The following is a 14,213-nucleotide window of genomic DNA, read 5'->3' as shown; positions in this document are numbered from 1 at the left end:
AGTCTTCAATGAAACAAAAAAAATGTGGGCTATTTGCCCAGTCGGACGTCGAGTGTATCGGCCACGCGGCGTGCCGTTTGTAGCAGCTGAATGGTCAGGGGGGCCAGCAGCCTGAAACCACCCGCTTTGCCGGTGCGCAGCTGGTGCGAATCGTCCAAGCGCTTCCAGACCACAAAAAAGTGTTCGATAAAGCGCAGCATGAGCGCCAGTTGCAGGGCAAACCGGTCGGGGCGCACACCGAGCCGCTGCAGGGGCTTGAGCAGCCACTCCAACACGTCTTGCAGCTCGCCGCTGCGCGTGGTGAGGGTGAGGGCAATGCTCAGCAAGGAGGCGCTGGCCATGCGCAAGACGCTGACTACGCCCACCATCGGTTGCTGTAGCACGGCGTGAAATGCCAGCACCAATGCGGCCGCGATGAGCAGTCCACGCAGCAGTCTGCGGCCTTGGGCCATGGCTTTGCCCAGCGACAGGTACATGCCTACGCACAGCGCACACGCGACCCCTAGCCAAGCTGGGGACGTGATCCAAAAAATGCCCGTGCTTAAGACCACCAACAGGCCCAGCTTCCAGCCGGCGGGCACGGCGTGCAGCCAGGTGCGGTGCTCGCTATAAAGGCTGCCCATGGTTTAGCCCGTGGTAGCGGTGCGCTTGCGGATGCGCGTGGCCACATCGGCACGGTACTGCTCGCACACAGTATCGGCAGCGCCATCGGCGCGCACCCGGCCGTGGTCTAGCCAGACCACGCGGTCACAGCCGCGCAAATGCTCCAGCACATGGGTGGACACGATGATTTGCTGCGGGGCTTGGGCGATGTCCTCATGCAGCAAGGCCTGGCCCGGCAGGTCCAAGCTGGCAAAGGGCTCGTCGAGCAGGATGAGCGCGGGTTGGCTGAGCAAAATGGCCAGCCAGCACACATGTTGGCGCTGGCCCTGGCTCAGGCTGCTGATGGCACGTTCGGCCCATGCGGCCAAACCCCGGGTGGCCAAGAAGGTGCGGGCTTGGGCAATCGCATCCCGCCTAGGGATGCCCGTGGCGGTCAGACCCAAAGCGAGCTCTTCCTGCACGGTAGGGAAGACGATCTGATCGTCCGGGTTCTGGAACATCATGCCCACGAGATTGGGGCGCTGGGCGTTGATGCGAAAGGCCACAAGCCCCTGCACGGTGACCGATCCGCTTTGGGGTGCTTCCAGCCCGCAGGCCATGCGAAATAGACTGCTTTTGCCGGCGCCGTTGTCGCCAATGAGCCCAATGCGGCGCTCATTCAGTTGCAGGGTCAGGCCGTCGAACACTGGGGTCGTGCCCCGCTTCAGGACGGCGTTGGAGATGCTTAGCAAATCAGATACCTTGTAGGAGTCTGGGCGGATGCGCCAGGCAAAGCCGGTGACTATACCAATGCCCTCCCAGAGGGCATGCGGCTTCGCGGTTTAATATGCCCATCCGCGTTTGAACTTGTGAGTCCGCATTATGAATACCCCCCAGCACGTCAAGATCATTGACGTAGGCCCACGCGACGGCCTGCAGAACGAAAAACAACCCGTCCCTGCCAGCATCAAAGTGGAGTTGGTCCACCGCCTGCAAGACGCAGGCCTGAAGGAAATTGAAGTCACCAGCTTTGTGAGTCCGAAGTGGGTTCCGCAAATGGGCGACAACGCCGAGGTCATGGCCGGTGTGCAACGCCGCGCGGGCGTGCGCTATTCGGTGCTCACGCCCAATATGAAGGGTTATGAAGCGGCGGTGCTGTCCCAACCCGACGAGATTGTGGTGTTTGGTGCGGCGAGCGAGGCCTTCAGCCAGAAGAACATCAACTGCTCGATTGAGGAAAGCATTGAGCGCTTCCGCCCGGTGGCAGCGGCTGCCAAGGCCGCCGGCATTGCGGTGCGCGGCGCTATCTCGTGCGCGGTGGGCTGCCCCTACGAAGGCGAGATTGCGCCCGAGCGCGTGGCGCTGGTCGCCAAGCTGATGCACGATATCGGCGTGGAGCATGTGGGCGTGGCCGACACCATTGGCGTGGGTACTCCCCTCAAGGTGCAACGCGCGCTGGAGGCGACCCTGCAGCACTATGCGGTGGATCAAGTTTCCGGCCATTTCCACGACACCTATGGCATGGCACTGGCCAACACCTTGGCGTCATTGGAGATGGGTATTTGGCATTTCGACACGTCGGTGGCGGGCTTGGGCGGTTGCCCTTACGCCAAAGGGGCTACTGGCAACGTCGCAACCGAAGACGTGGTCTACATGCTGCACGGCATGGGCATTGAGACCGGCATCGATCTCGACAAGCTGATCGATGCAGGCAAGTTCATCAGCGACTTTTTGGGGCGCAAACCGCACTCGCGGGCGGCCAATGCCTTGCTGACCCAACGCCTCGGATGATTGAAAAGAATGTGTGGAGCCGAATTGACTGAATTACCCGAAGGCGTGCAGCGCGTGTCTGCTGCACTGCAAGCCAAAAACCATCCCCATAGTCCAGTCATGCTGGATGGCGCAGCGCGCACCGCGCAACAGGCGGCTGACGCCTTGGGCGTGGCCGTGGGCCAGATTGCCAAGAGCATCATCTTTAAGCGCATCGAAGACGATGTGGCCGTGCTGGTGGTGACCTCGGGCGACCGCCGTGTGGACGAAGCCAAAGTAGCCGCCTTGGTGGGCCCCCTGGGGCGTGCGAACGCCGGGTTTGTGAAAGATCGCACGGGCTTTTCTATTGGCGGCGTCAGCCCGATTGCCCACGCCAAGCCGGGGGTGACGCTGATCGACCAAGACCTGTTTCGCTTTGACGAGGTGTGGGCCGCTGCCGGGCACCCGCATGCGGTTTTTAAGCTGCAGCCGCAAGACCTGGTGACCCTGACAGGTGCACCCGTGGCCCAGGTGGTGGAAGCGCCTGAAGCAGAGAATCCCTTGGATGCGCAAGCCCGTGCTTTTGCTATTAAAACGCTAGCTGCTCGCGCAATCACCATAAGCGCTATGGCCGAAAACGTGCCAAGTCCTTGCGTCAATGTGTGCCGCATGGACACAGGAAGCGGCCTGTGTGAGGGCTGTTTTCGCACGATTGACGACATCCGTGAATGGGGCCGCAGCGACGATGCAGGTAAAAAAACGATGTGGGCGGCGGTGACACAGCGACTGCGCCAAACCCACCCCGATGCATTCAACCCAAGCCCAAGCCAAGCGAGCCTATGAAGCACATCACCTTTTATTTGGACTTCATTTCCCCCTATGCCTATTTGGCGTTCGAGAGTCTGCCTGCATCGCTCATGGGCTTGAGTTATGGCGTGACGTACAAACCCGTTTTTCTAGGCGGCCTGCTCAAACACAATGCCATGTTGGGGCCTGCCGAAGTGCCGCCCAAACGCAGCTGGATCTACCGCCATGTGCAGTGGCTGGCGCACAGCAAAGACATCCCTTTCGACATGCCTGCGGTACATCCGTTCAATCCGCTGGCGTTACTGCGTCTGGCGATTGCTGCCAAGCCCCAAGGCGTGCCCAACCGCCTCGTGTGCGAAACCATTTTTCACCATGTGTGGCGGGGTGGTGCCGATGCGCTTGAGCCCCAGCGCATCGACGCGTTGACCGCCACGTTGGCACCAGCGCAAGATCCCAACAGCCAAGAGGTGAAGGACCTGCTCAAACGCTATGCGGACGACGCCATTGCCGCGCAAGTGTTTGGAGTGCCTGCCTTTGAAGTAGACGGCAAAGTGTTCTGGGGTTTCGATGCCTTGCCCATGTTGCGCAGCTACCTTGCTGGAGACCCTTGGTTTGCTGACAACGAAGCTGACACACACTGGAATGCAGCGCAGCACATTCCCTCGGGAATACCCTTGCGGACCCCTTGAATTGCCATGATGTGAAAAAGTGTTTAAGGGTTGCACCTTAAACCGTCAGACCCCAGTCAGTTTGACGCAAGTCTCTGTTGGTTTCGCGTCAGAGCAGGGTCAGTCCACACTCCAAGAATAGGCCTAAGTCACCATGTCGGTGGCCCTATAACGATTTGGAGATGAGACTATGGCAACAGCAGCAGCCCCACGGCCGATGTCTGGGGAAGAGAAGAAAGTGATCTTCGCTTCCTCACTCGGCACGGTGTTCGAGTGGTACGACTTTTACCTGTACGGTTCATTGGCAGCCATCATTGCCAAGCAGTTCTTCAGCGGCTTGGACGAAGGCTCTGCCTTCATCTTCGCGTTGCTGGCATTTGCTGCAGGTTTCATCGTGCGTCCGTTCGGTGCGCTGGTGTTTGGCCGCTTGGGCGACATGATCGGTCGCAAGTACACCTTCTTGGTCACCATCTTGATCATGGGCTTGTCCACTTTTATCGTGGGCATATTGCCTAACTACGCCACCATCGGCGTAGCGGCCCCCGTCATCCTGATCATCCTGCGTTTGCTGCAAGGATTGGCTTTGGGTGGTGAATACGGAGGTGCGGCGACCTATGTGGCTGAGCATGCGCCACAAGGCAAGCGTGGCGCCTACACCGCGTGGATTCAAACGACCGCGACGCTGGGCTTGTTCCTGTCTTTGCTGGTGATTTTGGGAACGCGCACCGCAATCGGTGAAGACGCGTTTGCCGATTGGGGCTGGCGCGTTCCGTTCCTCGCGTCCGTGATCATGTTGGGTATCTCGGTCTACATCCGTTTGAGCATGAACGAGTCCCCCGCGTTCACCAAGATGAAAGCTGAAGGCAAGACTTCCAAGGCGCCATTGTCCGAATCCTTCGGCCAATGGAAAAACCTGAAGATCGTCATCTTGGCCTTGATCGGTTTGACCGCTGGGCAAGCCGTGGTGTGGTACTCCGGTCAGTTTTACGCCTTGTTCTTCTTGACGCAAGCCTTGAAGGTGGACGGCCCTACGGCCAACATCATGGTCGCGATCTCGCTGATCATTGGTACACCCTTCTTCATTGTGTTCGGCTCCCTGTCTGACAAGATTGGCCGCAAGCCCATCATTTTGGCGGGTTGTTTGTTGGCCGCCTTGACTTACTTCACCGTGTTCGAGCAGTTGACCAAAGCAGCCAATCCTGACCTATACGCAGCACAACAAACTGCCAAAGTCACTGTGACTGCTGACCCTGCTGAGTGCTCCTTCCAGTTCAACCCCACTGGTACCAAGAAGTTCACCTCTACCTGCGACATTGCCAAGCAACGTTTGGCTGGCGCCTCCGTGTCTTATGAGAACGTGGCTGCCCCTGCAGGTACACCCGCTGTCATCAAGGTGGGTGAAACTGTGGTGAACGTCAAGTACAGCCCAGAAGACATTGCCGCAGCCAAGGCGAAAGCCGAAGCCAAGTTGGCCGAAGTGTCTGCGGCTAATCCAGTGGACGAAAAAGCCGTGGCTGCTGCCAAGAAGTCTGTGGCTGACCTGAGCGGTGAGAAGACCGCTAACGGTGCCTTGTTAGGTGCCAACCTCAGTGCTGCCTTGAAGGCCGCTGGTTACCCTGCCAAGGCTGACATGGCCAAGTTCGACAAAGTCAAGGTCGTGATCATCCTCACCTACTTGGTGCTCTTGGTGACCATGGTGTACGGCCCGATTGCCGCCATGCTGGTGGAAATGTTCCCAACCCGCATCCGCTACACCTCCATGAGCTTGCCTTACCACATCGGTAACGGCTGGTTCGGTGGCTTGTTGCCTACCACTGCCTTCGCTATCGTGGCGCAGACCGGCAATATGTACAACGGCTTGTGGTACCCCATCATCATTGCGGGTGCTACCGTGGTGATTGGTGGCTTGTTCATCAAAGAAACCAAAGACGTTGACATCTACGCCAACGATTGAAGGCTGGTTGAGTGAGTGAGAACGGCCCCGGCGCTGCAAGGCGCTGGGGTATTTAACAGGCCCCCCGGGGCCCTTTTTTTTTGAGGAATGGTTATGTGGAAAATTGCAGTCGGATTTGCCCTCTTTGCAGGCTTGGCGCTGTTCATCTTGAGCAAAGGCGGGGACATCGACATGAGTGGCGAAAAACATGGCATTGAAGAAACCCACGCGCCTGCTGCTGCGCCAGCTGCCGCCCCAGCACCGGCCGCCCCAAGTCCCGCACAGGCGGACGCGCCAAAGTGAACTTAAGGCATGCTTCTAGGTGCAAACGCCTAGTGGCCTGCTTAAAACCCTAGGGTAACTAGGATTTTTTCGTGCCTAAAATGAGGCATGAAATACATCAAAACGGAGACGGGGCAGCAGGCTTTTAAAGAGCGCTCAGGCCTGATCAGTCCACGCCAGCGGCCCATGTTCATCTTGTTTGATGGGGTAAAAACCGTGGAGCAAGTATTGGCCGCGTCTGCGGGCTTGGGTGCCACCCAATCGGATGTGGACCACCTGCTGGCCCAAGGCTTGATTGGTTTAGCACCAGAGCCTCTCTTCGCGCCAGTTGACAACAAAGTTGTGAAATGGACCGCGCTGGATGGCACCGTTGCCTTGCGCAGCAACCGCTCCGCCCAAGAGCGCTACACCGAGGCCATGCCCATTGCCACCCAACTGGTGGCGTCTATGGGCCTGAGCGGCTACCTACTGAATTTAGCGGTGGAGTCTGCCGACGGGTATGAAGGCTTGTTGGCCGTATTCCCCAAAATCCACAAAGCGCTGGGTTCCAAGGCTTGCAAAGAGCTAGACCGCGCGCTTAACGGCTAAGCGGGCAAAAAGCCGAATATGCAGGGCCAAGCTAGGCCTTGCTAGATGTGGCTAGCGCTTGCCAAGCGCATTGCCCTTCAAGCCAGCTTGGGGCGCAAACCTGCCTAGAATGGCTCTCCCCCTAGCAGAGAGCACTCACCATGGCACAAGGCACCATCCGCATTCGCGGAGCGCGTCAACACAATCTCAAGAACCTGGACCTCGACATTCGCACCGGCGAACTCACGGTGGTCACCGGGCCCAGCGGCTCGGGCAAATCGAGCTTGGTGTTTGACACCCTGTATGCCGAAGGCCAGCGCCGCTACGTAGAAACCTTCAGCGCCTACGCCCGCCAGTTTTTGGACCGCATGGACAAGCCCGCGGTCGACAAGGTCGAGGGCGTGCCCCCCGCCATTGCCATTGACCAGACCAACCCGGTGCGCTCCAGTCGCTCCACCGTAGGCACCATGACGGAGCTCAACGACCACATCAAGCTGCTGTACTCCCGCGCAGGCAATTTGTTTGACAAGGTCACCGCCTTGCCCGTGCAGCACGACACGCCTGAGACCATTTACGCAGAGTTGCTGCGCCGCTCACAGCAAGCCCAGTCCCCCCGCTTGGTGCTCACGTTTCCGGTGGAGTTACCCGCAGACACCTCCGCCGAAGAACTGGCCCAGTGGCTCAGCGCCAGCGGATTTACCCGCGTGCATGCCGAGCGCTTTGTGGATGCACCGCTGAACCCACAAGCTGCTACCGAAGCCTCCGCTGCAAAGAAGGCCAAAGCGAAGGCCGCTGCGCCCGCGAGCACCCGGCGCAAAGTGCTGGATGTGGTGGCGGACCGTTTCCGTATCGACAAGGTCGAAAGAACCCGCGTGCTCGAAGCCATTGAGCTGGCGCTCAAGCGCGGCAGTGGGCGTTTGAACGTCTATGTGCTGCCCGAAAGTGGCTCTGCAGAGCCAAATATGCCCTTGGCGCCCATGGATACTCCGCAAGCAGCTACTGAAAATGTAGCAAGTGAGCAGACGCCCACCTGGCGCTTTTCCACTGGCTTGCACTGCCCGCAAAGTGACCTGCGCTACACCGACCCCATTGCCTCCATGTTCAGTTTCAACTCGGCCGTGGGCGCGTGCGAAGTGTGCCGTGGTTTTGGCCGGGTGGTGGGCGTGGACTTGGGGCTGGTCATTCCCAACGTCAACCTCACCCTGCGCGGCGGTGCCGTCAAACCCATGCAAACGCCCGCGTGGCAAGAGTGCCAAGACGATTTGATGCGCCACGCCGAGGCCGCAGGCATTCCGCGCGACACGCCTTGGAACAAGCTCACGCCTGAGCACCAACACTGGGTGATCCACGGCTCGCCCAACTGGAACGGCAAGTGGAACCAGCACTGGTTCGGGATTTACCGGTTCTTTGAGTACCTGGAGAGCAAGGCCTACAAAATGCACATCCGGGTGCTGCTGTCCAAGTACCGCAGCTACACCACCTGCCCTACTTGCAGCGGCTCGCGGTTGAAGACTGAGAGTTTGCTGTGGCGTATTGGTACCAAGGCGCAGGCTGACGCTGTAGTGGCACCCGCCCAGCGCTTTATGCCGCTGGGCGTGCAGTGGACGCGTGCGCAGCTAGAGGCTTTGCCTGGCTTGTGTTTGCATGATTTGATGCAAATGTCCTTGGACCGGTTGAAGCGGTTTTTTGATGCACTGCAAGTGGACCTTGGGGCGTATGTGGCGGAAGGGGGGGCGCAGCCAGTGGCACCGGCAGGTGCCTCACACACTCGCTTCGCGATTGCGAAGTCGGCCCCTGCCGATACCACAGGCTCCGCTTTGCGTTCGGAAGACTTCGCTCCGAGTGAGGCATCTGGCGTGCCCCTGCCTTCGGCCCAGTCGGAGACAAGTCCAGCAACCGAGGCCGAACACAAAACCCTCAAGCTCTTGTTTGAAGAGGTGGGCACCCGCCTCAAATACCTGTGCGATGTGGGCATTGGCTACCTCACCCTAGACCGCCAGAGCCGCACCTTGAGTGGCGGTGAAGTGCAGCGCATCAACCTCACGACAGCACTGGGCACCTCGTTGGTGAACACCTTGTTTGTGTTGGACGAGCCCAGCATTGGCCTGCACCCGCGTGACATGAACCGCATCATCACCGCCATGCAGCGCCTGCGCGATGCGGGCAACACCCTGGTGGTGGTGGAGCATGACCCGGCGGTGATGCTCGCCGCCGACCGCATGATCGACATGGGCCCCGGCCCGGGCGAAAAGGGTGGCCAAATTGTGTTTGATGGCTCTACCGAAGCCCTCAAAGGCGCGGACACCTTGACCGGTGCCTACCTGGGCGGGCGCAAGCAAGTGGGCTTGGGCTTTCAGCGCCTGGTGGCCGATAGCACGCCACGCTTGATTTTGGAAGGCGCCAGCCAACACAACCTGCGCCATGTGTCGGTAGAGATTCCGCTGCAGCGCTTGGTCACCATCACGGGCGTGAGCGGCTCGGGCAAGTCCACACTGGTGCAAGACGTGTTGGCGCCCGCCCTCTTGCGCCACTTTGGCAAAGCGACTGAGACGCCCGGCGCGCATGACCGTTTGCTGGGCGCAGACTTGCTCAGCGATGTGGTGTTTGTAGACCAGTCGCCCATTGGCAAAACCGCGCGTTCTAACCCCGTGAGTTATGTGGGCGCGTGGGACGCGATTCGCGAAATTTTTGCCGGGGCTGACCTGTCCCGCGAGCGCAGCTACACGGCCAGCAAGTTCAGCTTCAACGGGGGCGATGGGCGTTGCCCCACCTGTGGCGGCTCAGGCTTTGAGCATATTGAAATGCAGTTCTTGAGCGACGTGTATTTGCGCTGCGCCGACTGCGATGGCAAGCGCTACCGGCCCGAGATCCTTGAAGTCACGATTGACCGCGCCCCGGCTGGTGGCCCTGCGCGCCAACTCAATGTGGCGGACGTGCTGGCCCTCACTGTGAGTGAAGCGGCGGATTTGTTCCGCTCGGATCGCGACATCATCCGCGCGCTGCAACCCATTGTGGATGTGGGGCTGGAGTATGTGAAGCTGGGCCAGCCCGTGCCTACGCTCTCGGGGGGCGAGGCGCAGCGCCTTAAGCTGGCAGGCTTTTTGGCCGAGGCCGCCAAGAGCAGCAGCGCCAGCCGCCAAGCCACGGCCAAGCGTGGCGCACTCTTCATGCTGGATGAGCCCACCACGGGCTTGCACTTTGACGATATTGCCAAGCTCATGCGCGCCTTGCGCAAGCTCTTGGATGCCGGGCATTCGCTTTTGGTGATTGAGCACAACCTGGATGTGATTCGCGCATCCGACTGGTTGATTGACCTCGGGCCTGAAGGCGGCGAGGGCGGTGGCTTGGTGGTGGCGGAAGGCACCCCGGCGGAGGTGGCAAAGCATCCCACCTCGCATACGGGCCAAGCCTTGCGCGAGTACGCCACAGCCATGGGGGCGGTGCATGCGGTGGCGGAGCCGTCGGCTAAGTATTTGCTTGGCAGTGTTCCTTCTCTCGCTGCGGTGGACGGGCTTGCGCCGGGCGCCTCATACGCTCGCGGTGCGAGCTCGAAATCGGCTTCCGGCGCAAGCCCATCCGCCTCCGGGGGCATGCTCGCTGACGCATCGAATTCCATTCGCATTGTTAATGCTAAGGAGCACAACCTCAAATCTCTCAGTGTTGATATTCCGCGTGGCAAGTTCAGTGTGGTCACTGGTGTGTCTGGCTCGGGCAAGTCCACTTTGGCGTTTGACATTCTGTTTAACGAAGGCCAGCGCCGCTACCTGGAGTCGCTCAACGCCTATGCCCGTTCCATCGTGCAACCGGCGGGGCGGCCCGAGGTGGATGCGGTGTACGGCATACCGCCGACTGTGGCCATTGAGCAGCGGCTCTCGCGCGGCGGGCGCAAGTCCACCGTGGGCACCACCACCGAGGTGTGGCACTTCTTGCGCTTGCTCTACGTCAAGTTGGGCACCCAGCACTGCATCCGCGACGGCACGGCGGTTGCGCCCCAAACGGCAGACAGCATTGCCGCGCAGCTGCTCAAAACCTACCGTGGCCAGCACATCGGCCTGCTCGCGCCCTTGGTCCAGGGGCGCAAAGGGGTTTACACCGAGTTGGCCGACTGGGCGCGCCCGCGTGGCTACACGCATTTGCGCGTGGACGGCAACTTCTTGCCCACCACCGCCTTCCCGCGCATTGACCGGTTCAAAGAGCACAACATTGAGCTCCCCGTGGCCAGCCTTGACGTCAACCCCGCACAAGAAACCGCCTTGCGCGCCGCGTTGGCCGTGGCCTTGCAGCATGGCAAGGGCGTGGTCTATGTGTTGCACGGCTTGACGGGCTTGCAAGCAGCGCTGGAGAGCGGGGCTCCCACCGCAGGCATTGGCAAGGTGCAGGTGTTTTCGACCAAGCGGGCCTGCCCGGTGTGCTCCACCTCTTACGCCGAGCTAGACCCGCGCCTTTTCTCGTACAACAGCAAGCACGGCTGGTGCCCTGACTGTGTGGGCACCGGCGTGGCCTTGACCAAAGAGCAGCGCAAGGTGTTTGATGACTCGGTCAAAGACGACGACAACCAAGGCCGCGAGCAAACCTTTGCCGAGGCCGATATCGAAGACCTGGTGGACTCCGCGTGCCCAAGTTGCCAAGGCACCCGCCTGAACGCCACGGCGCGCGCCGTGCGTTTTGGCTTCCAGCTCGCCAGCGATGCGGGCGCAGTGCGTACCGAGGCGGTGGACGGTGTGGCCATCACCTCACTGGCCCGTTTGAGCGTGACCGACATTCGCAAGTGGGTGCAAACCTTGGAAACCCACGGCCGTTTGAGCCAGCGCGAAAACGACATCGCCCGCGACTTGATTCCAGAAATCAAGAGCCGCCTAGAGTTTTTGGAAGAGGTGGGCTTGGGCTACCTCACGCTAGACCGTGGCGCACCTACCTTGTCGGGTGGCGAGGCACAGCGCATCCGCTTGGCCGCGCAATTGGGCAGCAATCTGCAGGGCGTGTGCTACGTGCTGGACGAGCCCACCATCGGCCTGCATGCGCGGGACAACAAGATTCTGTTGGGGGCCTTGCAAAGCTTGAGCGACAAGGGCAACACGCTGGTGGTGGTGGAGCATGACGAAGACACCATTCGCCATGCGGACCACATCATCGACATTGGGCCTAGCGCGGGTAAGCGTGGCGGTCGTTTGGTAGCGCAAGGGTCTGTGGCGGACGTGCAGAACGCGCCTGAGTCGCAGACAGGGCGATACCTGCTGCACGCAATGCAGCATCCTTTGGCTGTCCGCAGGGGAATGGTTAGCCATGCGGAGACATTGGCGCTCGACGCGGCGGAGGCGCTTACGCCGGGCGCCTCATACGCTCGCGATGCGAGCTCCAAATCGGCTTCCGGCGCAAGCACCTCCGCCGCGGGTGGTAGCAAGCCTGCTAAGAAACTCAGTGCTAAGGCACAGAAAGCAGCGGTTGAAGCGGCGCGCATTCTGGACAGTGCAGCCGCTAACACCGAACTTGCGGAACGCACCAAAGTAGCCGCCGAATACGCCGCATTGGCGGATCGTAGAACCGCCCAAATGTCCGTCGCAGCAGAGGGTAGCCCGGCGGCGGGTGACGATTTCGAGCTTGCGAAGCAAGCGTATGAGGAGCCCACCGCCGGGCTACCCTTTGCGAGCTCAGCAAACACAAAGGCGTACAAACCGAAACTAGACTGGCTAACGGTCAACAACGCCACCATGCACAACCTGCAAGGCGTCACCGCCCATGTCCCACTCAAGCGCTTGGTGGCCATCACCGGCGTCAGCGGTTCCGGCAAGTCCACCCTGGCGCGTGACGTGCTCCTGACCAACGTGCAAACCGCAGTGCAAAAGCGCAGTACCAAAGCAGGCCGCGATGCGCTGGAGGCCGGTGAAAAAATCGACTGGTTGGGCTGCGAAGGCGTAACGGGCTATGAGTCCATAGACCGCGTGCTCGAAGTGGACCAAACGCCGATTGGCAAAACACCGCGCTCCTGCCCCGCCACCTACATCGGCTTTTGGGACACCATCCGCAAACTCTTTGCCGACACGCTGGAAGCCAAGGCACGTGGCTATGCGTCCAACCGCTTCAGCTTCAACACTGGCGAAGGCCGCTGCCCGAGCTGCGAAGGGCAGGGCATGCGCACCATTGGCATGAGCTTCTTGCCCGATGTGAAAGTGGTGTGCGAAACCTGCAAAGGTGCGCGCTTCAATCCTGAGACGCTGGCCGTCACCTGGCGCGGCAAAAACATCGGCGATGTGCTGCAAATGGAAGTGGACGATGCGGTCGATTTCTTCTCCGCCATGCCCGTCATCGCCCACCCGCTGCAACTGCTCAAAGACGTGGGCCTGGGCTACCTCACACTGGGCCAGCCCTCCCCGACCTTGAGTGGCGGTGAAGCTCAGCGCATCAAGCTGGTCACCGAACTCAGCAAGGTGCGCGACGACGTGGGCAAGCGCGGCAACAAGGTGCCGCACACCCTCTACGTGCTGGACGAGCCTACGGTGGGCCTGCACATGGCAGATGTTGAAAAGCTCATCCATGTGCTGCACCGACTAGTCAACGGCGGCCATAGCGTGGTGGTGATTGAGCACGACCTCGATGTGATCGCCGAAGCCGATTGGGTGCTAGACCTCGGCCCCGAAGGCGGCAACGGCGGAGGCCGCGTGGTGGCGGCCACCACGCCGGAAGACGTGGTCAAGCTGGGCACGCACACCGGCAAGGCGCTGGAGGCGGTGTTGGCGCGGTAGTCGTCTTCGATGAACTTGGTGTTTGTAGCCGGGGCAGCCGGTCTAGGCTCTTACGGGGCGTTCTGAAGGCGTGCCAACACACCGTGCATGGGGACGGCCTTGTGGACCTCCTCAGCTGTTTGCGTGACCAGGGCGACCAACTTTTATGTTGGCTATCCCCACCAGCTTGCCGCTGGCGGAGAAGCTCTTTAGGTGGTCGTAACCAGCGGTGTGCATGAGTCCGCCACGGATATAGAGGGCTTGACTCTCTGCAGCAAGGTGTAGCCGTCAGCAGGCTGCTTGCGCCCCCTGAAACAAACCGAAACAAAGCGATACCCCGCCGACACCCGGTAACTACACGCCAAGCGCACCATTGCGGTCATGTTCAACACGTCCTTTGGGACACACGAAAGACCGCTATGAAACACTTCTTTAAACGCAACTTCAAACGCACCGTATTTGGCATCGTGGGTGCCACCATCTTGATTGGTGGTCTCAGTGCCTGTGGCCACCGTGACCGCGACTATGGCTCCACTATGAGTCCTGAAAAGTACAGCCAAATGCGCGACAAAATGGTTGACCGCGCTGCCAGCAAGCTGGACCTGAACGAAGACCAAAAGAAGCGCCTGGCCACACTGGGCGACACCTTGTATGCCCAACGCACTGCCTTCATCGGGCAAACGCCCGACCCGCGCGCAGAGTTCAAAGCGCTGGTAGCTGGCGACAAGTTTGACCGCACCCGTGCGCAAAACTTGGTGACTGAAAAAACCACCGTGTTGCAAACCAAGAGCCCTGAGGTGATTGCCGCGCTGGCAGACTTTTACGACAGCCTGAACCCCGCGCAGCAACAAAAGGTACGCGACTACATGGAACACCGCGGCGGCTGGTTTCACCGGGGCTAAACCA

The 14,213-nt window shown here is 60.3% G+C and carries 10 protein-coding genes; 8 read left to right on the top strand and 2 right to left on the bottom strand.

Translation table 11 applies throughout. From position 1 onward, the window contains the following. Positions 1 to 29 precede the first annotated feature (29 nt). Positions 30 to 623: an energy-coupling factor transporter transmembrane component T family protein gene (locus tag EXZ61_RS18525; protein ID WP_142813226.1), complete on the bottom strand. Its 594-nt coding sequence runs from the start codon at positions 621 to 623 to the stop codon at positions 30 to 32. Positions 624 to 626: 3 nt separating this feature from the next. Beyond that, positions 627 to 1,334 (bottom strand): energy-coupling factor ABC transporter ATP-binding protein, encoded by a 708-nt coding sequence (locus EXZ61_RS18520; protein ID WP_237219004.1) that lies wholly within the window; start codon positions 1,332 to 1,334, stop codon positions 627 to 629. A gap of 130 nt (positions 1,335 to 1,464) precedes the next feature. Between EXZ61_RS18520 and EXZ61_RS18515 the strand changes: the two genes are divergently transcribed. The 8 genes from EXZ61_RS18515 (at position 1,465) to EXZ61_RS18475 (ending at position 14,209) form a co-directional block, all read left to right on the top strand. After that, positions 1,465 to 2,373: a hydroxymethylglutaryl-CoA lyase gene (locus EXZ61_RS18515; RefSeq protein ID WP_142813222.1), complete on the top strand. Its 909-nt coding sequence runs from the start codon at positions 1,465 to 1,467 to the stop codon at positions 2,371 to 2,373. 24 nt (positions 2,374 to 2,397) lie between these two features. Further along, positions 2,398 to 3,174 (top strand): YbaK/EbsC family protein, encoded by a 777-nt coding sequence (locus EXZ61_RS18510; RefSeq protein WP_237219003.1) that lies wholly within the window; start codon positions 2,398 to 2,400, stop codon positions 3,172 to 3,174. Continuing rightward, positions 3,171 to 3,827, top strand: coding sequence for a 2-hydroxychromene-2-carboxylate isomerase (locus tag EXZ61_RS18505; protein ID WP_142813217.1), 657 nt, complete (start codon positions 3,171 to 3,173; stop codon positions 3,825 to 3,827). The genes EXZ61_RS18510 and EXZ61_RS18505 overlap by 4 nt, the downstream gene beginning before the upstream one ends. 169 nt (positions 3,828 to 3,996) lie before the next feature. Continuing rightward, the gene (locus EXZ61_RS18500; RefSeq protein WP_142813215.1) at positions 3,997 to 5,760 is read left to right on the top strand and encodes an MFS transporter; all 1,764 of its coding nucleotides are present in this window, start codon (positions 3,997 to 3,999) and stop codon (positions 5,758 to 5,760) included. Positions 5,761 to 5,853: 93 nt separating this feature from the next. Beyond that, the gene (locus tag EXZ61_RS18495) at positions 5,854 to 6,042 is read left to right on the top strand and encodes a hypothetical protein (RefSeq protein WP_142813213.1); all 189 of its coding nucleotides are present in this window, start codon (positions 5,854 to 5,856) and stop codon (positions 6,040 to 6,042) included. Positions 6,043 to 6,129: 87 nt separating this feature from the next. Beyond that, positions 6,130 to 6,609 carry a hypothetical protein gene (locus EXZ61_RS18490; RefSeq protein WP_142813211.1) on the top strand — a complete coding sequence of 160 codons (480 nt, stop codon included), beginning with the start codon at positions 6,130 to 6,132 and terminating at the stop codon, positions 6,607 to 6,609. Positions 6,610 to 6,749: 140 nt separating this feature from the next. Then, positions 6,750 to 13,328: an excinuclease ABC subunit UvrA gene (gene uvrA / locus EXZ61_RS18485; RefSeq protein ID WP_237219002.1), complete on the top strand. Its 6,579-nt coding sequence runs from the start codon at positions 6,750 to 6,752 to the stop codon at positions 13,326 to 13,328. A 398-nt stretch (positions 13,329 to 13,726) separates the two neighbouring features. After that, entirely contained in the window at positions 13,727 to 14,209 is a 483-nt protein-coding gene (locus EXZ61_RS18475) for a Spy/CpxP family protein refolding chaperone (RefSeq protein ID WP_142813209.1), read from the top strand. The last annotated feature ends 4 nt before the right edge of the window (positions 14,210 to 14,213 follow it).

Origin of the sequence: Rhodoferax aquaticus, from assembly GCF_006974105.1 — a bacterium.
Classification (GTDB): Bacteria; Pseudomonadota; Gammaproteobacteria; order Burkholderiales; family Burkholderiaceae_C; genus Allorhodoferax; species Allorhodoferax aquaticus_A.
This window is presented reverse-complemented; position numbering and strand designations above follow the sequence as displayed.